The following is a 22,718-nucleotide window of genomic DNA, read 5'->3' on the forward strand; positions in this document are numbered from 1 at the left end:
CGGTTGCCGCGCCGCCCGCCACTCGAATACCGGAAAAACCCCGCAATCCTTCAGACCACGGAGAAACGCATGACCACGCGCGCAGGATGGATCTCTCGCCTCATGGTGTCGGCCGCGTGCTCGTTTGCCGCATTCGGCGCGAGCGCACAGCAGACCATCAAAATCGGCGAGATCAATAGCTACAAGGCGCAACCCGCTTTTCTCGGACCTTACCGCAACGGCTGGACTCTCGCGCTCGAACAGGTGAACGCGGCGGGCGGCGTACTCGGCAAGCCGCTCGAAGTGATTTCGCGCGACGACAACGGCAACCCCGGCGATACGATTCGCGTCGCGCAGGAGCTGATTGCGCGCGAGCAGGTGCAACTGCTGTTCGGCGGTTATCTGTCGAATACGGGCCTCGCGCTCACCGACTTTGCGAAGCAGAAGAAGATGTTCTTCCTCGCCGCCGAACCGCTGACCGACAAGATCGTCTGGGCCGACGGCAATCAATACACGTACCGTCTGCGTCCGTCGACCTATATGCAGGTTGCGATGCTCGTGCCGGAAGCGGCGAAGCTCAAGAAGAAGCGCTGGGCGCTCGTCTACCCGAACTACGAGTACGGGCAGTCGGCGGTGGCGACCTTCAAGAAACTGCTGACGGCCGCGCAGCCCGATGTGCAGTTCGTCGTCGAACAGGCCACGCCGCTCGGCAATATCGACGCGGGCGCCGTAACCCAGGCGATTGCCGATGCGAAGCCCGACGCGATCTTCAACGTGCTGTTCAGCGCGGACCTCGGCAAGTTCGTGCGCGAGGGCAATACGCGAGGGCTCTTCAAGGATCGTGCGGTCGTTTCGCTGCTGACCGGCGAGCCCGACTATCTCGACCCGCTCGGGGCCGAAGCGCCGAGCGGCTGGATCGTGACCGGTTATCCGTGGTATTCGATCGATACGGCGGCGAACAAAAAATTCGTCGAGGCGTATCAGGCGCGCTTCCACGATTATCCGCGGCTCGGTTCGGTGGTCGGCTATACGGCGATGATGTCGATCGCGGACGGGATCCGAAAGGCCGGCTCGATCGATTCCGACAAGCTCGCCGCCGCGTTCAAGGGGCTCAACGTACAGACGCCGTTCGGGCCGATCATGTTCCGTCCGCAGGACAACCAGTCGACCATGGGCGCGTATGTCGGCGTGACGGCGCTGAAAGACGGCAAGGGCGTGATGACGTCGTACCGGTATATCGACGGCGCGAGCGTGCAGCCGTCGGATGCCGAGGTGAAGAAACTGCGGCCGGCGGAGTAGCGGACTAAGGGCTGGCGGCTTGAAAATACCGGCGGCCTGCACGCTTCACGACACCGAAGGCCGCCGCCAGCTACTCTTCCGCGTCGTGCTCCATGACGAAGTGCTTCAGATAGGCGAGCACGGCCGCTTCCATCGCACGATGATCGGCGGTGCTTTTCGAGCCCGCGCTGGCCTCGTCGCCGAATAGCGTGGCCGGCGCGTCGTGCACGTCCACTTCCTGCCCTTCGCGAAACACGCGAATTTCGTGGACGTCTTCGGCATATTCGGCGACCCAGTGCACGCCCTCGATATGCGTACCCGCGCGAACGGTGGGACTCTTCATGAACGTCTCCTCAAAGCGGTCGACCTGAGTTGGCGCTTCAGCGCCGACTCCGATTCCATGCACCATGCAAAGCGATCGACCTGAGTTAACTCTTCATCGCCTATTCTGATCCCATACCCGGCGGTCGGCCAGATCAGGTATCACCTCAGGTCTCACTTTACACACGGTTCTGCGCAAACCGCATCGCGCGCGCCTCGCAAATGTGGACACGACTCCGTGTAATCCCTGGCATGGATTTAGCCGCGTATTACCTCAGCGGCAGTTGGGGTCGCTACATTTGATTCCGTGACCGGCGCGAATCGGCTCGCGCAGTGCCTCACGCGGCCCGGCTCGCGCATCGCACACTGACGGAGAGGGATATGGCCAAGCTTATCCACACGATGATTCGCGTGCGCGATCTGGAGCGCTCGCTCGCTTTCTATGAGACCGTACTCGGCATGACGCCGAGCCATCGGCTCGATTTCGACGACTTCTCGCTCGTCTATCTGCGCAACGGCGAAGCCGATGCCGAAATCGAACTCACCTGGAACAAAGGCCGCGAGACGCCGTACACGCATGGCGACGGCTACGGCCACGTCGCCGTCGTGGTCGACGACACGCACGCGGAGCGCGAACGCCTGCTCGGTCTCGGCTTCGCGCCCAAGGACCTGCGCGAGTTTAAAAACGACGCGGGCGAATTGCTTGCGCGCTACTTCTTTATCGAAGACCCGGACGGCTACAAGATCGAGGTGCTGGAGAAGCACGGACACTATCGCTAGTCCGGCACCCGCCCGCGCGCAAGGATGCCCACAGTCCGCGCGCCAACATGGAAGGAGACGACGATGACAGGCAAGACCATCGATATTGCCCTCGACGCGCAAGCGGCGAGTGGGACGCGTGCGCGCATCGCGCTTACGCGCCGCGAATGGCTCAAGGGCACGGGCATGCTGATCGGCACGCTCGCGGTATCTTCCTCGCTGGCGATGTTCGCGCCGAGCCGCGTCTGGGCGCTCGAACTCAAGCATCTCGACACGCATCAGGGCGCCGTGCTGCTGGCGCTGACGAAGCAACTCTATCCGCACAAGACGCTCGACGATGCCGTTTATGCGCTCGCGGTCAAGGACCTCGACGCCAAGGCGCAGCAGGACGCGGCCGTGCGCAAGCAACTGGCCGACGGCGTGACAGCGCTCGATAAAAAGGCCCCGGGCGGAGACTGGACAAAGCAGGCGGCCGAGGCGCAGGCCAGCGACGTCGCCGCCCTCGCGGGCACGCCGTTCTTCGAAACGGTGCGCGGCATGGCCGTGGTGTCGATCTACAGCAGCACGCTCGCGTACCAGCATTTCGGCTATGGCGCGAGCGAGGGCGACGGCGGCTATCTGTTCAAGGGCTTCAATAATCTCGCATGGCTGCCCGAGCCGCCCGCCGAGGACAGCGGCCCGGTTCCGGCGGCGTGACATCGGGAGACCCAACATGGCAACGACACAAGGCAGCACACGCTTTTCGCTCGACGACCATAATGTGGTCGTCATCATCGGCTCCGGCGCGGGCGGCGGCACGCTCGCGAACGAACTCGCGCAGAAGGGCATCGATGTGGTCGTGCTCGAAGCGGGCGCGCACAACACGCCGGCCGATTTCAAAACGGAAGAGTGGGATGCGTTCCATCTGCTCTCCTGGCTCGATCCGCGCACGGCCTCGGGCAGCTGGCGCGTGGCGCGCGATTTCCCCCATCTGCCCGCGTGGATCTGCAAGACGGTCGGCGGCACGACCACGCACTGGGCCGGCGCGAGCCTGCGCATCCAGCCGCACGAATTCAAGGCGCGCACGACCTATGGCGCCATCGACGGCGCGACGCTGCTCGACTGGCCCGTGACGCGCGAGGATCTCGATCCGTACTACGACCGCGCCGAGAAGAAGATGGGCGTGACGCGCACGAACGGCTGGCCGGGCCTGCCGGGCAACAATAATTTCAAGGTGATGTTCGCGGGCGCGACCAAGGTCGGCTATCGCCAATGCAACACCGGGCATATGGCGATCAACAGCGTGAATCGCGACGATCGCAGCCACTGCTATCAACGCGGCTTCTGCTTTCAGGGCTGCCGCTTCAGCGCGAAGTGGTCCACGCTCTATACCGAGCTTCCGAAGGCGCAGGCGACGGGCCATATGGAATTGCGGCCGCATTCGCACGTTGCGCGCATCGAACACGATGCGCACGGCAAGGTGAATGCCGTGCTCTACTACGACGGCAAAGGCAAGCTGCAACGCCAGAAGGCGCGCGTGGTGGCGGTCGCGGGCAATTCGATCGAAACGCCGCGTTTGCTGCTTGCCTCGGCATCGAGCCGCTATCCGAACGGACTCGCCAATTCGTCGGACCAGGTGGGACGCAATTACATGCGCCATACGACGGGCTCCGTCTACGCCACGTTCGAAAACAAGGTCGAGATGTTCAAGGGCACGACGATGGCCGGCATCATCGAGGACGAAGCGCGCTTCGATCCGAAGCGCGGCTTCGCCGGCGGCTATCATATGGAGACCATCTCGCTCGGCTTGCCGTTTTACGCGGCGTTCCTGAATCCCGGTGCGTGGGGCGCCGACTTTGCGCACGCGATGGACGCGTATCCGTACACGGCGGGCATGTGGATCGTCGGCGAGGACATGCCGCGCGCGAACAACCGTATTACGCTCAATCACGACGTGAAGGATCAGTTCGGACTGCCGGTGGCCAACGTCAATTTCGACGATCATCCCAATGACGAGGCGATGCGCGAACATGGCTTCAAGCAGGGCACGGCCGTGTACGAAGCGGCGGGTGCGAAGACGGTGTATCGCGTGCCGCCTTATCCGTCGACGCATAATCTCGGCACGGCCCGCATGAGCGCGCGAGCGGAAGACGGCGTATGCAACCGCTTCGGGCAGACGCACGACATTGCGAATCTGTTTATTTCGGATGGCAGCCAGTTCACGACCGGCGCGGGCGAGAATCCCACCTTGACCATCGTGACGCTCGCGATCCGCCAGGCCGACTATATCGCCGGGCAGATGAGCAAACGCGAAATCTGACGGGCTGGCGTAGCGGCGCGAGGTGGGGCGAGGGCCGCTACGTCATCATTTGCGAGGGACAGTATGTGCAATGTCTATGTCAACGCCGATCCGATCCTCTATGAATCGCGCACGCGCGCGCTGCGCATTCATGGCGTCGTCACGACGGTCCGGCTCGAAAATCTCTTCTGGGATGTACTCCAGGAAATCGCCAACCGCGAGAACATGACCACGACGCAATTCGCCGTCAAGCTCTACGACGAACTGCTGGCCTTGCGCGGCGAAGAGCCGCTGAATTTCGCGTCTTTTCTGCGCGTATGCTGCCTGCGGTATTTATCGACGAGTGCCGCGCGCAACGAGGCGGCGGGAGACTTGCCGGGCAATCCCGCCTTTCGGCCCAAGATCGTGAAGACCGTTTGAGCCTGTGCGTTTGAACCCGCGTGTTTGAACGCGCGTATCGGATGCACATCTACAGGCGCATCCACGCGAGGCGCGATAAAAAAAGCGGCGGCACGCCAACGCGTGCCGCCGCTTCTGCTTGCGCCGAGGGTGTTTCGAGCCGCGCTTACTGCACGGTCGCGAGCACCTCGCCAACCGTCCTGAAGAGATGCGCGATCTGCTCCTCATCGATGATGAGCGGCGGCGAAAACGCGAGGATATCGCCAGTAAAGCGGATCAGCACGCCCGCCTCGAAGCATTTGACGAACGCCTCGTAGGCCCGCGCGCCCGGCGCGCCGTCGCGCGATTCGAGCTCGATGCCCGCGACGAGGCCGAGGTTGCGCACGTCCTTGACGTGCTTCGCGCCGCGCAGCGCATGCGCGGCCGCTTCGAACGTCGGCGCGAGGCCGGCCGCGCGTTCGAACAGTTTGTCGCGGCGATACAGGTCGATCGTCGCGATCGCGGCGGCGGCCGCGGCCGGATGCGCCGAATACGTGTAGCCGTGGAACAGCTCGATCGCGCCCGGCGCGCCGCTATTCACGACCGTATCGTGGATCGCGCGGCTCGCCGCGACCGCGCCCATCGGAATCGCCGCGTTGTTGATCGCCTTCGCCAGCGTGATGATGTCCGGCGTCACGCCGAAGCACTCGCTCGCGGTCGCTTTGCCGAGGCGGCCAAAGCCCGTGATGACCTCGTCGAAAATCAGTAGGATGCCGTGCTTCGTGCAGATTTCGCGCAGCTTTTGCAAATAGCCTTGCGGCGGAATCAGCACGCCGGTCGAACCGGCCACCGGCTCGACGATGACCGCGGCGATCGTCGACGCATCGTGCAGCGCGACGAGGCGCTCCAGTTCCTCGGCCAGATGCGCGCCCCACGCGGGCTGGCCCTTCGAGAACGCATTGTGTTCGAGGTTGTGCGTGTGCGGCAGATGGTCGATCGCGGGCAGCAGCGCGCCCGAGAAGGCCTTGCGGTTCGGCGAGATGCCGCCGACCGAAATGCCGCCGAAGCCGACGCCGTGATAGCCGCGCTCGCGGCCGATCAGACGCGTGCGCTGGCCTTCGCCGCGCGCGCGGTGATAGGCCAGCGCGATTTTCAGCGCGGTATCGACCGATTCGGAGCCCGAGTTCGTAAAGAAGATGCGGTCGAGGCCGGCCGGCATCAATTCGGCGACCTTGGCGGCCGCTTCGAACGCGAGCGGGTGACCCATCTGGAAGGTCGGCGCGTAATCGAGCGTCGAGAGCTGCGCGGTGATCGCCGCGACGATCTCGTCGCGGCTATGACCCGCATTCACGCACCATAGACCCGCGCAGCAGTCGAGCACTTCGCGCCCGTCGGTGCTGCGGTAGTACATGCCCTTCGCCGATTCCAGCAGGCGCGGCGCGGCCTTGAACTGGCGGTTGGCGGTGAAGGGCATCCAGAACGACGACAGATCGTCGATGACGGGGCGCGAGTTCATGGCATTTCCTTGGAGTAGGTGGGGGTGCGGGTTTTCTGCGTAGCCAAACTGTAGCGCTCGCGGTTTAATGACGGCATAAACAGTTGACGAAGTGTGGTGCTAACTGTGCTGGCGGATTCGCGTGAACTGTTCCGGTGGGCGATCGATTCACGGCGCGAATGCTCAGGCACCGCATCCACAGCGTCCATTCACCCCGGCCGGCCCGGCCCGTTTTTTTTGCCTGGATTCATCGCCCGCATCATGATCGAACTGGAACTTCAGCGCGACCGGCGCGCCGCGCCGACGCTCGTCGAGCAGGTCGTGCAAGGCTTCGCGCAGGCGATCGAGGCGCAATCGCTGCGCGCGGGCGCGCTGCTGCCGTCGGTGCGGCAGCTCGCGCACAGCCATGCACTGAGCACCTTCACGGTGACCGAGGCCTACGGCCGGCTCGTCTCGATGGGGCTCGTGGTCGCGCGGCGCGGCTCCGGCTATCGCGTGGCGGCGCGCGGACCGGCCACGCGCGCGGCCGCCGACGACTGGCAGCCGCCGAGCCTGACCGCGACCTGGCTGCTGTCCGACGTGTTCGCCGACCATTCGGTGCCGATCAAGGCCGGCTGCGGCTGGCTGCCGGCCGAGTGGATCAACGAAAGCGGTTTGCAGCATGCGTTGCGGGCGATAAGCCGGGTGCCGGCCGTGCGCCTCGGCGACTACGGTCATCCGTACGGTTTCGCGCCGTTGCGCGAGCGCGTCGCCGAACAACTGGACCGGCGCGGCCTGCCCGTCGACGTGACGAACGTGCTGCTCACCCAGGGCGCGACGCAGGGGCTCGATCTGATCGTGCGCACGCTGCTGCGCGCGGGCGATACGGTGATCGTCGAAGATCCCGGCTATTGCAATCTGCTGCAGATCCTCAAGCTCGCCGGCCTCGTCGTGCATGGCGTGCCGCGCACGCCGGCCGGCATCGATACCGACGTGCTCGACACGCTGGTCGCGCGGCACAAGCCGAAGGCGATCTTCGTCAATACGACGCTGCAGAATCCGACCGGTGCGACCTTCGGCATGTCGGCCGCGTTCCGTGTGCTGCAGATCGCCGAGCGCGAGCGCATGTGGGTGATCGAGGACGACGTGAGCCGCGAACTCGCGCCGTCGGGCGCGCCGCTTTTTGCCGCGATGGAAGGGCTGCAGCGCGTGGTGTACGTGAGCGGCTTTTCGAAGACGGTGACGCCCGCGCTGCGCTGCGGCTATGTGGTGGCCGAGACGGCGGTGCTGCGCGAACTCGCGCGCACGAAGATGGCGGTGGGGCTGACGTCGTCCGAAACGATCGAGCGGATTGTCGACAAGGTGCTGGTCGAGGGGCGCTATGCGCGCCATGTCGAGACCGTCAACGAACGGCTCAAGCTCGCGCAGGCCGCGCTCGAAGAACGGCTCGATGCGCTCGGGCTCGAGATTTTTCACCGGCCGCGCGCGGGGCTTTTCATGATGGCGCGCCTGCCGATCGAGCCCGAGCGCGCGGGCGCGGTCGCGACGGCCGCGCTCGCGCATGGCATCTGGCTCGCGCCCGGTTCCTACTTCCGTCCCGACGACGCGCCGAGCACCTGGTTCCGCTTCAACGCGCCGTACTCGACCGACGATGCATTGTGGCGCTTCATCGAGCGGGTCGGGCAGGGCGCGTTCTGAGCGCGGCGGGCGGATGTGGCAGTGCGAGGCGTGCTACGAAAGCCGTAACGTGCGGCACCGCGGCGCTGTGTTGTGCGGTGTTAGGCCGCGAAGGCCGGCCGTGCTCAGCCGCCGTGGCCGAACAGCTTCAGCGCGATCGGATACAGCGAGGCCACCAGCAGCAGCGCCATCGCCACGTTGAAGATGCGCAGCCGCTTCGGATTCGACAGTACCTGTCGCATGGCCGTGCCGAAACCCGCCCATAGGCAGATGCACGGAAAGCCGATCACGTAGAACACCACCGCCATCGCGACGACATTCATGCCGAAGCTCTCGCTGAGGTGGATCGTCGTGGCCGCGGTCAGCACCATCATCCACGCCTTCGGATTGACCCACTGGAACGCGATCGCTTCGTGAAAGCGCATGGGCCGGCGCTCGCCCTTCTTGAGCTTCAGTTCGCCCGAGGTGCCGATTTTCCACGCCAGATACAGCAGATACACGACGCTGACAGCTTCGAGCACCGTGTACAGCACGGGGAAATGCACGAACGCCTCGCCGAGACCGATGCCGACCGACAGCATCAACAGCACCATGCCGGCGCTGATGCCGGACAGGTGCGGCAGCGTGCGGCGAAAGCCGAAATTGACGCCCGAGGCCAGCAGCATGGTGTTGTTCGGACCGGGCGTGATCGACGTGACGAGCGCGAACAGAATGCCGGCGGGCAGCGCGCTGAGACTGACGTAAGACATGAATGGCTCCGTGGCGGCGGAAAGGTGAATGACCGATGAAGCTCATTCTATCGGGGTGGGCCGGTACAGTACCTATACGGTTTTGGGGGTGATGTCCGGTACGGATCGGGGCCTCATAGGAAGCGTGATCCATGCCTCTCACGGAGCAGGGGACGGCGGACAGCAGTGCGGGCGGTGGTGCCATTTCTTGCCGCACAACGCGTCAGGGACCTGCAAATGGAAAGGCCGAGGCCATCACTGGCCTCGGCCTTTCTGCTATCGCCAATCCCGGCTTTTTTCAGCCGGTTTTGCGAACCGGCGCGAAACGCCGCTTGGTGGGCGCCGGCCCGATGCGTCTGAAGCGTTCCCGCTTGTGTTCCTCTTCGAAGTGCGCGAGCGACGGCTTGACCAGATCGCTGCGCGAGACGATGCCGATCAGCCGCATGCTCTTGCGGTCGGCGACCACCGGAAGGCGTTCGAGACCGAGCACGGCGAGGCGCGTTGCGACGAGCCGGCATGTTTCGGATGGCAAGGCAAAGGCGGTGTTGTGCTGCGCGAATACCTCGGCGAGCGGCAGCGCGCGTTTGCGCTCCGCGTCGTCGGCGCAGAAGCGTTCGAGCAGCATGCGGTCGGCCACGCCGATCACCGCGCCGTCGCGCACCACCGGATAGGCGCGGCGCACCTGGTTCGCGCCGAACAGCGTTTGCAGCGTGGCGCCGACCGTCGCGCTCGCCTCGGCCGATTCGACCGAGGCCGTCATCACCTCGTCGACATAGTGGCGTTCGAGCGGATCGACGCCGTACTCGCGAAAGATGTGATAACCGCGGCGCGCGATTTTCTCGGTCATGATCGAGCGGCGCATCACCATGGTCGAAAAGCCGTGCGCGACCAGCGTGGCGGTCAGAAGCGGCAGCAACGCGTTGCTGTCGTGCGTGAGGCCGAACGCGAACACGATGGCCGTGAGCGGCGCGCCGAGCGTGGCGCCGAGCGTCGCGGCCATGCAGACGAGCGGCCACAAGGCCGGCTCGCTGCCGGGCAGCCAGTGCGAGAGCACCGTGCCGAGTCCGGCGCCGAGCATCAGGAGCGGCGCGAGCACGCCGCCCGAGGTGCCCGAGCCGAGCGCGACGACCCACATCACCGCCTTCACGGCGAGCAGCAGAAGCGCGACCTGCACCGCGATATGCTGATGCAGCAGATCGCCGATCACGTCGTAGCCGACGCCGAGCGCGCGCGGTTCGAGCCACCCGCCGATCCCGACCACGATGCCGCCGAGCGCCGGCCACCACATCCAGTGGATCGGCAGCTTGCCGAACAGGTCTTCCACCTTGTAGAGCGCGGCGGACAGTCCCGAGGCCAGCGCGCCCGACAGCACGCCCGCGACGAGGCACGAAATCAGCGACCAGCCATCGGGCGTGGCCGTCTGAAGCGGAAACAGCGGACCCGTGCCGAAGAAGATCGCGCGCGCGAAACCGGCGACCGCGCAGGCCACCGCGACCGGCAGGAAACTGCGCGGCCGCCATTCGAACAGCAGCAGTTCGACCGCCAGCAGCACGGCCGCCACCGGCGTGCCGAATACCGCGGTCATGCCGGCGGCGGCGCCGGCGACCAGCAGCGTCTTGCGCTCCGCCGACGTGACCTTGATGCACTGCGCGATCAGCGAGCCGAGCGCACCGCCCGTCATGATGATCGGGCCTTCCGCGCCGAACGGTCCGCCGCTGCCGATCACGATGCCCGACGACAGCGGCTTGAGTATCGCGACTTTCGGCGACATCTTGCTCTTGCCGAACAGGATCGCTTCGATCGCCTCGGGAATGCCGTGGCCGCGGATTTTTTCGGAGCCGAAGCGCGCCATCATCCCGACGATCAGCCCGCCGATCACCGGCACGCCGATGACCCAGAGGCCGAGCGTATTGGTGGCCGGCGAACGGTCGGCGAACGACAGCGTGCCGAAGAAGAACAGATTGGTGAACAGATGAATCAGGTTCAGCAATACGAAAGCGGCGAGCGTGCTGACCATGCCGATCGCGGCCGCCAGCGCAAAAATGCCGGGCAACCGCGCGTTGGTCGAAAAGTCGCGCTTATGGGAATCCATGCTCATAGTTAGTCGAAGTCGATCTGTGGAATCTGGAAAGAGCCTTCGAGCGATTTCAATTCGGCGCGATGCAATTCCGCGAGTCGCTCGAGTACCCGCTCGCCGGCTTTTTCGATGTGTACTTCAACCTGGCGCCGATCGGTTTCGCTGACCTGACGGCGCACGAGATTCAGCGCCTCGCAGCGCGACACCAGCGCGACCACGCCGTGATGCTGCGCCTGCAGGCGCTCCGCGAGTTCGCCGACGGTGGCCCAGTCGCGCTCCGGATAGCCCTTGATATGCAGCAGCAGCAGGTATTGCAAGGGCGTGATGCCTTCGCTTTGCGCGGCCTGTTCGGAGAACCGCTCGAAGCGCCGCATCTGATAGCGAAACTCCGACAGTTGCTCGAAGTCGCTTTTGTTCAGCTTGCGAGTTCGTACTTTCATGGGCGATCAGCCGAGAGGAGAAAACCTCAAATATATCACATGGTGATGTATTTGGTCGAATGAAGGCCTTGATTCGCGACCCCGGTTGCGCGTATGTCTAGGCTGCGTGGCGTGCTTTGGCGATGGTTTGCCGGTAAAGGCCGGAGATCAGGTCGACTTGCGTAATCATGCCGGCCACGCGCCCGCTCGCATCGAGCACCGGTACGTGGTGATGGCCGAAGTTCGCGAACATCGGCACGAGTTCGGTGATCGGCGCGCTTGCGTCGACGGTGCAGACCTCGGTGGTCATCACGCTGCCGACGTTGGGCGTGCGAGACGCGTCGCCGCGCAGCCAGCCGTCGAAGTAGTCGAGGATCGGCGCTAGTGCGCCGGAGCTTTGATGGTCGACGAAATCGGCGCGCGTGACGATGCCGACCAGTTTCTGTTCCGCATCGACGACCGGCAGCGCTTTCACCTTGTTGCGTTTGAACAGATCCCAGGCGGTGGCCGCGCGAGTTTCCGCGGAGACCGATACGACGTGGCGCGACATGACGTCTTCGCAGCGCAGTTCGTCGAAGCTGCGCGAGAACGCCTGAAGCTGCGTTTCGCGCAGCAGCGAATAGAGATCGTCGGGATCGATGTCGAGCATTTCGCCGCGGCGCGCGAGAACCGCTTCGACGTCCGCGCGCGCGAAGCCGACGCGCGAGGCTTCGTCGGCGGCCTGGCTGGCCGTCGCGCGATCCTGGCGGCCCGCATGCGGATAGCGGTGACCGGTGGCGGCGTGATAGACGAGTGCCGCGAGCAGCAGCGCGGCTGACTGGATCGCGATCGGTTCGAGCACGAAACGGTAGCCGAGTACATGAATGACGGGGCCGCCGAGCACGGCCGTCAACGCGACCGCGCCCGACGGCGGGTGTACGCAGCGCAGCGCGAACATGCCGCAGATCGACAGCGAGACGGCCAGCGCGGCCGCGAGCGTCGGGTCTCCGATCAGGTTCGCGCAGGTCACGCCGATCGTTGCGGAGACGAGATTGCCGCCGATGATCGACCACGGCTGTGCGAGCGGACTCGCGGGCACCGCGAACAGCAGGACCGCCGAGGCGCCCATCGGCGCGACGAGCAGCGGGATGCTCGCGGCAGGCCCGAGCAGCAGATACATGAGTCCGCCTGTGAAGGCGATGCCGAGCAATGCGCCGAGACACGATCGCGCACGCTCGTGCCATTTCACGGTGACCGGTGCGGGGAAGAAACTGGACAGCCAGCTAAGGACGGGGGAGCGGGACAAGATAAGGATCAGAAAGTAGTCGAGAATGCCGGGCCCGACATTACCGGGGAAACCCTGGCAACGCGAATACAGTGTGGTCATGATTATATTTCAATATGATATAAAACGCGGCGCCGGCTTGTCGCAGTGCGGCAAAACTGTGGCGTGGCGCTGAGACAGCGGTGCAGTGTCGCAACGACGATACGGACCGTGCATGCCCGCGCACGGCACCTCGCGCATTTGCATCATGTTGTGATATAAAATGATGGCGACAGGGCGGGTGCGGGCCGCTGGCCGGTACAGCGCGTCTATCGGGAAAGGAGCCATCATGATGATTACATTTCAATCGACGGCGTCACCGGATGTCGTGATGCTCAGGGACCTCGCGCAATATCTGCTTGGTTTGATCGGCAAGCGGCTCGGCGAGCGCGGCGTCATCATGCACGACGAACTGCCCCACGCGATCGACCGGCTCGAAGCCGCGATTTCCGACGATGCGACCGCCGAAGCGACGCTCGAAGCGTTGCACTGCTCGGCCGGCAATCAGCGCGACTCGCGCAACCGGCTCTCGCAACGCGCATGGCCGTTTCTCGACATGATGCGTGAGGCGCGCAAGAGCGAGGCAGACATTATCTGGGGACTGTGAACGCATTTTATTCGGCTTCCTGATGGGTCATTCCGTTTTACGCGGGCCTGGCGAAGGCCTGATGATGAAGCGGCGGTTGTTGCGGTTGTTGCGGCTGTTGCGGCTGTTGCGGCTGTTGTCGCGGCGGCGTTTCACGATCGTTCTCGCGATGGTCTGCGTCGTGCCGCTCGCCGTGCCGTATGTATCACAAACTGACATATAATGAATTAATCATATGCCGCGAAAGCAGTGCAGGGGAAACGCTATGGCATGCTTTAACCGCATTCTTCTCTGTTACGACGGAACCCGCGAAGGGCAGCACGCGCTGAAAGACGGTGCCGCGCTGGCGCAGGAACTGAACGCCCAGGTTCATCTGCTTTCCGTGCTCAATAACTCGGCCTGGATGCAGGGCGCGGATATCACCTCCGCGGTGCCGGTCGACTTCATCAACGAATCGGCGCGGAGCCTGCTCGACGAGGGATTGAAGAAACTCGCCGCACGTGGCATTCACGCGACGGGACATCTCGCGATCGGCGAACCGCTCGAACAGATTCCCTTCTTTGCGAAAGATCTGAACGTCGATCTCGTGGTGGTGGGACACCGTCGTAGCCACGGACTCGCGCGCTGGTGGGGCGGCAGCCGCAACGACGGTCTGCTGCTCGACCGGGTTACGTGCAGCGTGCTCGTGACGATGGGCGCGCAAGCCGAAGCGTCCGAGGCGGTGGCCGGGGCGTCGGGCGCGTAGATATGGGTGGCACGAAGTTCGCGCTTTTCCGCCATATGTTTTGCCGCATTGCGGGGAATGATCCGATCGTTGCGTCGGGGGCTGCGTTGTGCTCTCGTTCGTGTGTGCGGCGCGTGCTCTTGGGCCTGGCAGACGGTGGCACGAAATTCGACTCGTGCCGACTTTTGCCGCTACAGCAGGCTCGAAATCAAACGACAGCCACAACTGGCCCGATGTCCATGCCGGGCAATCGGAACGCCGTTGTCGGTCATTGTTTCGTCGCCTTCCACTATCGTGTTCGGCTGCACGTCCGGGTGGCGCGGACACGAAACCTCGTCGCCCTTGCGCGCGACGTAACGACCGTCGAAACACAGGGTCGACGAACCCGTGATGACCTTGCCTCCGTGGTCGGCGTCGTCGCCGACACGAATGAGATCGATCATTTTTTGTCTGACTTTCGAGTGCGATAGAGGTTTATTTGTAGCGGAAGTACAGGTTGCCGAAGTTGGGCAGTTTGTTTTCACGGCGAGATTCGCGTGATGTTTTCCGCAAATCGATGTTTTCGACGTCGGGCCAGCCGAAGGTAGCGAAGATCGTTTCTGCGATTCTGACGAAGCCCATGAATTTGCGTGAAATGCGGAATGCCATCAGACCCGAGATCAGCATCCAGAACGCAAATACCATAAGCAGCATGAAGGGCATGTCTTCGTTGGAAAAAAACTTGTGGCCTTCCCGGAGCATCAGGAGTATTGGCAACGTGAGAAACATCAGCACGGAACACCATAGCCAGATCTTGAGGGATTTCTTGTGGTGCACTTTCCGGCCTGCCGTGGCGTGAGGGTAGACGGCAAGCAGGTCGTCGCCGTCCCGTTTGACCGCGTACGCAATGTACCGTTGGCTTCCAATTTGCTCGGCAACGACCTCGACACGGTCGCCGTTGCGCATCGGCATCATCCAGAGCCAGCCCTTGATCTGCTTGCCGTCGAGTTCGAACTCGACCCAATCGGCTTCTTCATCGGAGTTTCCCGCCATGCCGATCAGGCCGATGCCTGTAGCGCCCAAGCCCATGGCCGAGGCGGCAACGGCCGTCGCGCCGACCTGTTGGTGCTGAACTTCGTCCAGCACGAAGTCGCGGTTTCGCTTCGAGCGCTCGAGATTGGAGATCACGCCTTTCAGCAGTACAGCGGGTTTTGTTGGATTCACGTAGGCTGCGACCGTTATTTATAGCGGAAATACAGGTTGCCGAAGTTAGGCAGCTTGTTTTCACGGCGAGATTCTCGAGACGTTTTCCGTAAGTCGATATTCTCGGCATCGGGCCAGCCGAAGGTCTTGAAGATCGTCTCCGCGATTCTCACGAAGCCCATGAATTTGCGCGAAATGCGGAATGCCATGAGGCCCGATATCAGCAGCCAGAAAACGATCCCGGGCAGAATAAAGAACTTGACCATATCCGCGCGCAGGAAAAAACTCGCGCCTTGCTGGATCAGCATGACGATCATCCCTGCCGCATAAAGCAACGCTGCGCTCCAGAGCCATATCTTGAGGGACTTTCGATAATGCACTTTTCTGCCTGCCGTAGCGTGTGGGTAGACGGCAAGCAGATTGTCGCCGTCCCGTTTGACCGCGTATGCAATGTACTGCCCGCTCCCGACCTGCTCGGCGGCGACCTCGACCTGATCGCCATTGCGCATCGGCATCATCCAGAGCCAGCCCTTGATACGCTTGCCGTCGAGTTCGAACTCGACCCAATCGGCTTCTTCGGCGGAATTTCCCGCCATGCCGATCAGGCCGATGCCCGCAGCGCTCAAGCCTAGGGCCGAGGCGGCAACCGCCGTCGCGCCGACCTGTTGGTGCTGAACTTCGCTCAGCACGAAGTCGTGGTTTCGCTTCGAGCGTTCGAGATTGGAAATCACACCTTTCAACAGTACAGCGGGTTTTGTCGAGTTGTCTTTTTTCATGAGAGTTTGGTCATGGCGTCGACATAGTCCTTCTCTTGCTGAGAAGGGTCCGTGTAGCGCGTGACGCTATGGTCCGCGACGCGAAGTATCGTTTCCTGTCCAGTGCCGAATGCGCACCGGGAACACCAGGATTCGAGCGCATCGGGCGTCAGCCAGCTGGCGAGCGTCTGCAGCACGATCAGTCCCACCGTCGCTTCCCAGCCTATCAGCATACCTACCGATCTCAATGCAGCCCAAGCTACCATGCGCGCGGTGACGGTTTCCACCGCCTCTATCACCGCGTCAGTTCCATACTGGATTGCGAGCCTTTTGAGCAGGGGAGCTGCGGTGCTTATGGTGTCGATCACTGTTGCTACACCCATTGCGCTACCTAGCAGCGCCTGCCCAAAATTGAGGACCGCAATGTCGTACTGTTCCTTTTTGAGGCTATCGCCGGTTTGCTCAAAGCTCATCCACGCCGAAATAAACGTCCCAAAACTACTCAACCCCCCACCCACCAGCTTCCAGCTCTGCGACTTGATGGCGTTCTTCAGCGCCCCATAAAACGGCGTCATCGTAATCGTGATGACCGACGACAGCATCGACGCACCCGACTGCACGAGCTTGAGCGTCGTATCCTTGTCGTGCGTCCCCGACATGATCTTGTAGAAGTTGACCGCCTCCAGCAACGCCGCCACCACGGCAATCCGGCTCGACCTCAGCGCCTTGATGCCCTCGTCGGTGGACTTCATGCCGTTCCACACGTCATACAGCGCCTGGGTTGCTTTCGGCGTATTCGCGGGCGCCGCCGAGCGCAGCAGCGAGCGCGTCTTCAACAGGCGCTCGATCGTTTCGGCACGGCTGATCTTTTCCACCTCGGCCTGCTTGCGCACGAGCGCCATCGCGTCGGAATAGGAGATGCCGGCACGTTGCAGCAGCAATGACTGAATGATCTTTTCGCCGACGAAGTCGCCCATCTGGTTGATGCGGAATTTCGAAAAAACCGCATCGCCCACGGTCAACCCGAACACGTCCACTTCGAGACGTTTGAGCAGCCCGCCTAGCGGCGTGATCTTTTTCGGGTCCGTTTCGAGCGCCAGTTTGCCGAGATTCTTGTAGTAGCCGTTGAGCGTCTTGAGCGACCCGGCCGCCGAAATCACGGCGTTCACTCCCGCGCTCTGTCCCGCGGCGGGCTGCCCGGGCGGCGCTTCGAGCGGCGTATCCTTTTTGGCGAGCGCCGTTTTCAGCAACTGAGCCATTTCCTGGCGCGCGTCCTTCTGGTTCATCGCGAACACCCGCCAGATGAGACTCGCCGGCTGCACGGGGTCCCAGTGCGTGACCAGCGTATCGAGCACGGTCTTGCCCTTGGGCGTCGAGCCGATGCCCGCGAGCGCATCGGTGATCACGATCTCGAAGGCCACTGCGTCGCGCAGATCGGTTGAAGCGTAGTCTTCCAGCGTGTCGAGGAACAGCTTCGACTGCAGCCATTTGCCGACGTCGGCGGTACGCGCTTCCTGGATGTCGTGCACCTTCGCCTGCAGTGCGTTGTACTTCTTGCGGAAATTCTCGATATCCGTCCGCTTGAGCCGCGCCTCGTAATCGGACCAGTTGTATGTCGTCATGCTCTTGAGATTGCGGTCGTGAGCACCGGGCTGCGCCTGCGCGTACGCATGCGCCTCGTTCATGATCTGGTCGCGATACGTGCCCGTATAGGGCACGCTGGAGCCCGGGCTGCCCGCCGCCGTGGAGCGGCCCATCTGCACGAGCCGGGTCTGGTAGCTGCCGGGAATGTTGTTGGCGGCCATCCAGTCCATGTCGTCGTAATACGCGTTGATCTGCGACGCGCGCGTCGGGTCGGCGCCCGCCAGCGCCTTGGCGCGTTGCGCGGCGAGCGCGCCTTGCGCGCCCGGCTGGCCGAGCGGCGTCATCGAATGCGCCTGCTTTGCCAGCGCTTCCTGGTTGTTCAGCGCCTGTTCGGTACGCGACTGGACGATCGCGTGCGCGGTGTCGATATCCTTGAGCGCGCCGACCTGGAGCTGGCGCTCTCCGGTCGCATAGCGATCGAGCCATGACGCGGGATCGCAGCGGAAACCGTTCAGCTCGTGCACCGTGCCGATGCTGTCCCACAACGCAAGCAACATCGGCGGATGATGCGCATCGGCGCTGCCGCCATCCTCGTTTTTCGCGCCGATCTGCTGCATCAGCTTCACGAGTGCCTGGCTGGCGGAAGCCGGCGACGCCTGGCGGATGAACGGCGCATAGCGCGTCACTTCGTGCTGCAGCAGGTCGTCCTTGTAGGCGCCGGTTGCATCGCTGAAGGCCTGCTTGTCGTCGGGAAGCGCCATCGACTTCGGATCGAAGCCGGGCATGTATTCGATCACGGCGTCGATCGTCTGCGCGGTCGCGGCGACCGCATGCTGGTGCGCGTCCGCGCTACCGCCGATCCACTTCGACGGCTCGATGTACTGCATGCGCGCTTCGCGCAGCGTGTCGTCGGACGCGTACAGGTCGAAAATCTGCTGATGCCACGTATGCTGGGAGAACGCGATGAACACGCGGCCCGTGCATTTCTCGGGGTGCTCGATGGCGATGAGGTCCATCGGCACCGCGATCGCACATTGCGCGCAGGCGGGATCGGTCACGGGCACCAGCGATAAGGGCAGCGTCTGTTTCCAGAGGCGTCCGTCGGAAGTGACCTTGTACGCTTCCCAGTAGCGGCTGCCGCGCGGGCCAGCTTCATAGAAGAGATAGACCCAGCCTTCGCGCAGCGTACGCACGCCGTAGTGGTGCGCTTCGAGCGCGACGTCCGTCACGCGTGCGCCGCCGATGCCCGCGGGCAAGCCGGCCTTCACGTATTTCGGCAGTGCGGTATAGCGAACCGGCAAGATCGGCAGCCCGGACTTCTCACAGTTCGCGCATTTCTGGTTATTCGTCGTCATGCTGTGTCGTCGTTTCGATTGCGTGCGGAGGCGAATGGATTAGCGGGAAGCCGACGCCGTGAGACGGTCGTACCAGGCACCCTGGCGGATTTCGGCGATCTCGTCCGCGGAGAGCCGGCTGATTGCGGCCGAGTAGAAATCGTCGTCGGCCCGGCGGCCGAGCAACTGCAACACTTTGGGATGCAGATCGAATTGCGGATGCCAAGCAATCGCGTGCCCGATGAACGCGATCTGGTCGTCGCGGTCGAGCAGCCCGTAGCGTTCGGCGCGCGCGGCGGCGGCGAGCGCCGCCTCGACTTCGTGCGCTTGCGGCTGACGCTCGCTCGCATACGCGTGCAGCGCCAGCGCGCGATTGACGAGACCGTGCCGATGGATGGCGTCCCATTGCTGCGGCAGCAGCGCGAAGCGGGCCGGCGACGTCTGCGCGCTTTGGCGAACCACGAGCCGCGCGCATGCGTCGAGCGCGTGCCATGCCTTTACCGGGCCGAGCAATGCCTGCTGTTGTGCCGGGGAGAGCGCCGTCCACAGCAGGTCGAGCGCGCGCGTGTCGTAGAAGCGCAGCACGCAGGCGCGTCCCGCCGCGTCGCGTTGCAGCGCGAGACGCGACCAGTGCGCGGCGACGTCCTCGAGCGAAGCCGGGCTTGCGAGCCAGCCGCCGATCCGTTGTCCCAGGCCCGACGCCATCGAGGCCGGGAGGCGGTCGTCGAACGCGGCCTGCACGCTGTGCGCGAGCGCGGCCAAGCCCGTGTCGGTCGCAAGATCCAGTTCGAGCAGATAGGGGCGATGCGCTTCGGCGAACGCCTCGTGATCGATGACGACGTCGGCGCGCGGCAGATCCGCGAACGGGTTGTCGTGTTCGGGAAAGTCGGCGTTCAGGTCGCGCTGGCTCGGGTCGACGGAGAGAAAGCAGCGCTGATTCGCATGGCGGCCGAACCATTGTCTGATCGTCGCGGTCGACGCGTCGACCCGCGCGGCTTCGGTCGTCCCGGACGCTTCGGATGCGCGGTTCGCGGCTTCGTCGTGATGGTGTCGATAGTCCATCGTCTTACTCCAGCACCACGCTCGAGGCACTGTCCGCCGACGCCGCGGCGGATTTCCACGAACAGCCCTTCGTCACGCTCGTCACCTGCGCGGGCAACCGCATCGAAGCCGGGCCGGGCTTGTCCCACGACGCGCATTTTTCGAGGATCTGGCCGGAGGTGCCGTTTTCGATCATGTCGGCCGTGATGCGGATATACGAGCCACCCGCGCCGATCCAGATTTCCTTGTCGGCGGACAGCACGAGCTTGCCGCTGGTGCTCGTCACCGTTACGTCGTTGAGCGCCGTGAGCGCCAGCGCGTCGCTCTGCGCCTGAATCTCGACCTTGCCCTTGGCGGCGAACAGCTTCATGCCGGCGTTCTGCACGAACAGGCTGATCTTCTCGGTCACGCTCGCGATCAGCGATTTGCCGGCGGCCACGTGCGTGTTCTTGCCGCTGACGATGTTGACTTGCTGGTTCGCGGTCAGCTGCGCCGAATCCTGGGTGGAAACGCCCACGCCGGACGGGCTCGCGAGCAGCATGATCGGCGTGGAGAAACCGTTCGCGTTGCCGGTGCCGCCGCCGCCCGTGCGTCCGCTCGAACCCGCGCCGCCCGGCACGCTGTATTGCGTCGCGTCGGTGAACTTCTTCAGCGCGTCGTGCCCCTCGTCGAGACTTTCGGCCTGGTTCGCGGCGCTCGCCTGCGAAGCCAGTTCGACCACGCTTTCCGCGCTGGCGAGTTGCTCGGCTGCGGCCGTGACGTTGAGCGGTTGCGTGACGGAAGCCGGATGCGTCGTGACGAACAGGCCCTGGCTCGCGCGGACCGCGCCGTAGGCTTCCGATTTGAGGTCGAAGCCGCTGCCGAGAAACGCGCCGCGCGTATTGGCCGACTGATCGACGAGATAGCCCAGATGCAGGTGGGACTGATAGCTGCTCGAATATAGATGGACGCGGTTCTGCGCCGTCGAGTCGTCCATTACGAGCTGGTTGTAGCCGCTGCCGCCGCCATATTCCCTGGAGCGATAGCCCGAGAGCAGTCCGTTCGAATGCCACTGCGGTTTCGCGGCGCCGTTATAGAGCCGCGACGTTGCCACGGGCCGGTCGCAGTCGCCGCCGATGTGATCGATCAGAACCTCTTCGCCCACGCGCGGCATATGCACGGCGCCGTAGCCGCCGCCCGTATCCGCTTGCGCCACGCGCACCCAGCAGGAGGCGCGTTCGTCGCCGCCGTTCAGGCGGTCCCAGATGAACTGCACCTTGATACGGTTCAGCTCGTCCGTATAGACCTCTTCGCCTTGCGGACCGACGACGATCGCCGTTTCCAGGTGCATCTCGGGTTTGCGGTGCTCGAACGGGCTGCGGTACGGCACGCTCGTGCGCTGTGCCTCGATCTCCACGAGATAGAAGCCCACCGAACCGTCGTCGTGCGCGACCGTGAACGCGGCGTCGCTCGCGTGACGCGCGCGCGCCGCGTCCACGGTTTCCTGGAGGCTGTGCGGAAAAGCCGATCCCTGGCTACCGGACGGAAGATTGTTGGCGATCACCCAGTTCGTTTCGATTGCCGCGAATTCTTTCCGGCTGGCGGGATCGGCGTCGTGATCGGGGTGGCCGTCGAGCACGAAGCGCTTGCCCGCATCCATCGCGCGCACGCCGCCCACGCCCACGAAACGCTTGGCGCGCGACTCCCATTCTTCCATACGGATGCGCGAAAGCTGATCGCCGCGATCCTGCTTGTTATAGGTGTAGGCGCCCGTGTATTCGTAGACTTCCGCCTGATCCGGGAGGGCGCCCTGATCGGGCATGGTCGGCACGGCCGTACCCTTCGGGTTGTGGATTGACGACGGCGTTTTGTAGTCGAACGTGCGCGTGGTGAGTACCGTGCTTTGCAGGGTGCGTGTGCCCGACCATTGCACGAGCGCGTCGGTTTCGCTGCCGGTGCCGCCGCGATAGAACGACACTGTTTCGGGCGAGAGCGCATCGAGCGTGGCGAGCCGGTCGGTGATGACGAGCGTGTGCGAGCGCCCGTCCTGCGCCTGGCGCCAGAAGCCGAAGAGCCCCTCGGTTTCGAGCAGCCGGTGCACGAAGTTCCAGTCGCTTTCGTCCTGGCGGCAGTAGGAGCGCGCGGGAAGCGGACTGGACAGCGCGAACTGGAACAGGCCCTGCGATTGCGGATGGGCGTTGAATACGTCGGCGACGATGTCGTCGGCGCTCCGGTCCTGCCAGATGCGTTGATCGCGACGGAATTTCAGGAAGTGCATCCACGAGGCGAAACCGAGCTGATAGCTGGTCAGCCCGCTGTTCGAGCCGAGCCGGCGTGCGGTATGCACGTAGCCGTTGTGCGGCTGATACGATTTGTCGGCCTGCTGGACCCAGAGCGTCACGGGCTGCGCGATCAGCGACTTGAGCTCGATGCTGCCGGTCGTCGAAACGACGTCCACCGTGAATTCGAAGTGGCGCCCGAGACGCGAGCGCCCAACGACACGCTGCGGCACCAGGATATTCGAGCCCAACGGAGTATCGAGTTTGAGCAAGCGGTCGCTTTGTGTCAGATCGCTCGAAATCGTGCTGGCCAAATCTTGCGTTCCCATTCCACCCTGCCTTTCAAAGTCATGTTTGCATCGCGCGAGCATTTTATAAAAAATTTGTGTGACGAAATCAATGCCTTGCAATTAATGCTTTGAAAATCAAGGGGAGAAAGGCGAGAAATGAGAAAAAAATGCCGATCAAAAGATGGGTAATTAGAAATCGGTAGAAATAACGCGGCTGTAAGCTTGAATAATTCTGATATTCCGTCGCTTCAATCGGAACCGTGCGAATCGCGAGGGGATTTAACCGTTCCGTT

At 63.6% G+C, this 22,718-nt stretch carries 20 protein-coding genes; 8 read left to right on the top strand and 12 right to left on the bottom strand.

Translation table 11 applies throughout. The features are described from left to right. Nucleotides 1-69: 69 nt before the first annotated feature. Nucleotides 70-1,278, top strand: coding sequence for an ABC transporter substrate-binding protein (locus tag F3J20_RS03620; protein ID WP_167281965.1), 1,209 nt, complete (start codon nt 70-72; stop codon nt 1,276-1,278). A gap of 70 nt (nt 1,279-1,348) precedes the next feature. Here F3J20_RS03620 and F3J20_RS03625 read toward each other — a convergent pair whose 3' ends face one another. Then, entirely contained in the window at nt 1,349-1,600 is a 252-nt protein-coding gene (locus F3J20_RS03625) for a hypothetical protein (RefSeq protein ID WP_167044617.1), read from the bottom strand. Nucleotides 1,601-1,959: 359 nt separating this feature from the next. On the opposite strand from F3J20_RS03625, the gene F3J20_RS03630 reads away from it, so the two are divergent. The 4 genes from F3J20_RS03630 (at nt 1,960) to F3J20_RS03645 (ending at nt 5,035) form a co-directional block, all read left to right on the top strand. Beyond that, nucleotides 1,960-2,358 carry a VOC family protein gene (locus F3J20_RS03630; protein ID WP_167044613.1) on the top strand — a complete coding sequence of 133 codons (399 nt, stop codon included), beginning with the start codon at nt 1,960-1,962 and terminating at the stop codon, nt 2,356-2,358. A gap of 63 nt (nt 2,359-2,421) precedes the next feature. Further along, nucleotides 2,422-3,033 (top strand): tat (twin-arginine translocation) pathway signal sequence, encoded by a 612-nt coding sequence (locus F3J20_RS03635; RefSeq protein ID WP_167281967.1) that lies wholly within the window; start codon nt 2,422-2,424, stop codon nt 3,031-3,033. A 16-nt stretch (nt 3,034-3,049) separates the two neighbouring features. Next, nucleotides 3,050-4,636, top strand: a complete 1,587-nt coding sequence (locus F3J20_RS03640; RefSeq protein WP_167281969.1) for a GMC family oxidoreductase — start codon at nt 3,050-3,052, stop codon at nt 4,634-4,636. A gap of 63 nt (nt 4,637-4,699) precedes the next feature. Beyond that, nucleotides 4,700-5,035, top strand: coding sequence for a ribbon-helix-helix domain-containing protein (locus F3J20_RS03645; RefSeq protein ID WP_167044604.1), 336 nt, complete (start codon nt 4,700-4,702; stop codon nt 5,033-5,035). 145 nt (nt 5,036-5,180) lie between these two features. On the opposite strand, the gene F3J20_RS03650 is transcribed toward F3J20_RS03645, so the two are convergent. Further along, nucleotides 5,181-6,509 (bottom strand): aspartate aminotransferase family protein, encoded by a 1,329-nt coding sequence (locus F3J20_RS03650; protein ID WP_167281970.1) that lies wholly within the window; start codon nt 6,507-6,509, stop codon nt 5,181-5,183. A gap of 240 nt (nt 6,510-6,749) precedes the next feature. On the opposite strand from F3J20_RS03650, the gene F3J20_RS03655 reads away from it, so the two are divergent. After that, on the top strand, nt 6,750-8,165 hold the full coding sequence (locus tag F3J20_RS03655; protein WP_167281973.1) for a PLP-dependent aminotransferase family protein: 1,416 nt from the start codon (nt 6,750-6,752) through the stop codon (nt 8,163-8,165). Nucleotides 8,166-8,269: 104 nt separating this feature from the next. Here the strand turns inward: F3J20_RS03655 and F3J20_RS03660 are convergent, their stop codons facing one another. From F3J20_RS03660 to F3J20_RS03675, 4 genes are all read right to left on the bottom strand, one after another. Further along, a complete protein-coding gene (locus F3J20_RS03660) occupies nt 8,270-8,893 on the bottom strand; it encodes a LysE family translocator (RefSeq protein WP_167044595.1) in 624 nt (207 codons plus the stop codon). Nucleotides 8,894-9,170: 277 nt separating this feature from the next. Next, complete coding sequence (locus F3J20_RS03665) at nt 9,171-10,970, bottom strand: chloride channel protein (protein WP_167281983.1); 1,800 nt, start codon at nt 10,968-10,970, stop codon at nt 9,171-9,173. Nucleotides 10,971-10,972: 2 nt separating this feature from the next. After that, entirely contained in the window at nt 10,973-11,389 is a 417-nt protein-coding gene (locus F3J20_RS03670) for a helix-turn-helix domain-containing protein (protein WP_167044589.1), read from the bottom strand. Nucleotides 11,390-11,486: 97 nt separating this feature from the next. Further along, complete coding sequence (locus F3J20_RS03675; RefSeq protein ID WP_205299207.1) at nt 11,487-12,653, bottom strand: HPP family protein; 1,167 nt, start codon at nt 12,651-12,653, stop codon at nt 11,487-11,489. Nucleotides 12,654-12,960: 307 nt separating this feature from the next. Here F3J20_RS03675 and F3J20_RS03680 point away from each other — a divergent pair, with 307 nt between their 5' ends. Then, the gene (locus tag F3J20_RS03680; RefSeq protein ID WP_167044586.1) at nt 12,961-13,278 is read left to right on the top strand and encodes a DUF1840 domain-containing protein; all 318 of its coding nucleotides are present in this window, start codon (nt 12,961-12,963) and stop codon (nt 13,276-13,278) included. Nucleotides 13,279-13,522: 244 nt separating this feature from the next. Next, nucleotides 13,523-14,002: a universal stress protein gene (locus F3J20_RS03685; protein ID WP_167281985.1), complete on the top strand. Its 480-nt coding sequence runs from the start codon at nt 13,523-13,525 to the stop codon at nt 14,000-14,002. Between the two features lie 170 nt (nt 14,003-14,172). Here the strand turns inward: F3J20_RS03685 and F3J20_RS03690 are convergent, their stop codons facing one another. The 6 genes from F3J20_RS03690 to F3J20_RS03715 are packed head-to-tail and all read right to left on the bottom strand — an operon-like array spanning nt 14,173 to nt 22,464. Further along, nucleotides 14,173-14,424, bottom strand: a complete 252-nt coding sequence (locus F3J20_RS03690; protein WP_167281987.1) for a PAAR domain-containing protein — start codon at nt 14,422-14,424, stop codon at nt 14,173-14,175. A gap of 31 nt (nt 14,425-14,455) precedes the next feature. Further along, nucleotides 14,456-15,184, bottom strand: a complete 729-nt coding sequence (locus tag F3J20_RS03695; RefSeq protein WP_167281989.1) for a putative type VI secretion system effector — start codon at nt 15,182-15,184, stop codon at nt 14,456-14,458. Between the two features lie 14 nt (nt 15,185-15,198). Next, nucleotides 15,199-15,939, bottom strand: a complete 741-nt coding sequence (locus F3J20_RS03700) for a putative type VI secretion system effector (protein ID WP_167281991.1) — start codon at nt 15,937-15,939, stop codon at nt 15,199-15,201. After that, on the bottom strand, nt 15,936-18,857 hold the full coding sequence (locus tag F3J20_RS03705; RefSeq protein ID WP_167281993.1) for a T6SS effector BTH_I2691 family protein: 2,922 nt from the start codon (nt 18,855-18,857) through the stop codon (nt 15,936-15,938). The genes F3J20_RS03700 and F3J20_RS03705 overlap by 4 nt, the downstream gene beginning before the upstream one ends. 39 nt (nt 18,858-18,896) lie before the next feature. Beyond that, nucleotides 18,897-19,898 carry a DUF4123 domain-containing protein gene (locus F3J20_RS03710; protein ID WP_167281995.1) on the bottom strand — a complete coding sequence of 334 codons (1,002 nt, stop codon included), beginning with the start codon at nt 19,896-19,898 and terminating at the stop codon, nt 18,897-18,899. A 4-nt stretch (nt 19,899-19,902) separates the two neighbouring features. Beyond that, a complete protein-coding gene (locus F3J20_RS03715; RefSeq protein WP_167281998.1) occupies nt 19,903-22,464 on the bottom strand; it encodes a type VI secretion system Vgr family protein in 2,562 nt (853 codons plus the stop codon). Nucleotides 22,465-22,718 lie beyond the last annotated feature (254 nt).

It is taken from the genome of Paraburkholderia sp. Cy-641, from assembly GCF_011752945.1.
Lineage (GTDB): Bacteria > Pseudomonadota > Gammaproteobacteria > Burkholderiales > Burkholderiaceae > Paraburkholderia.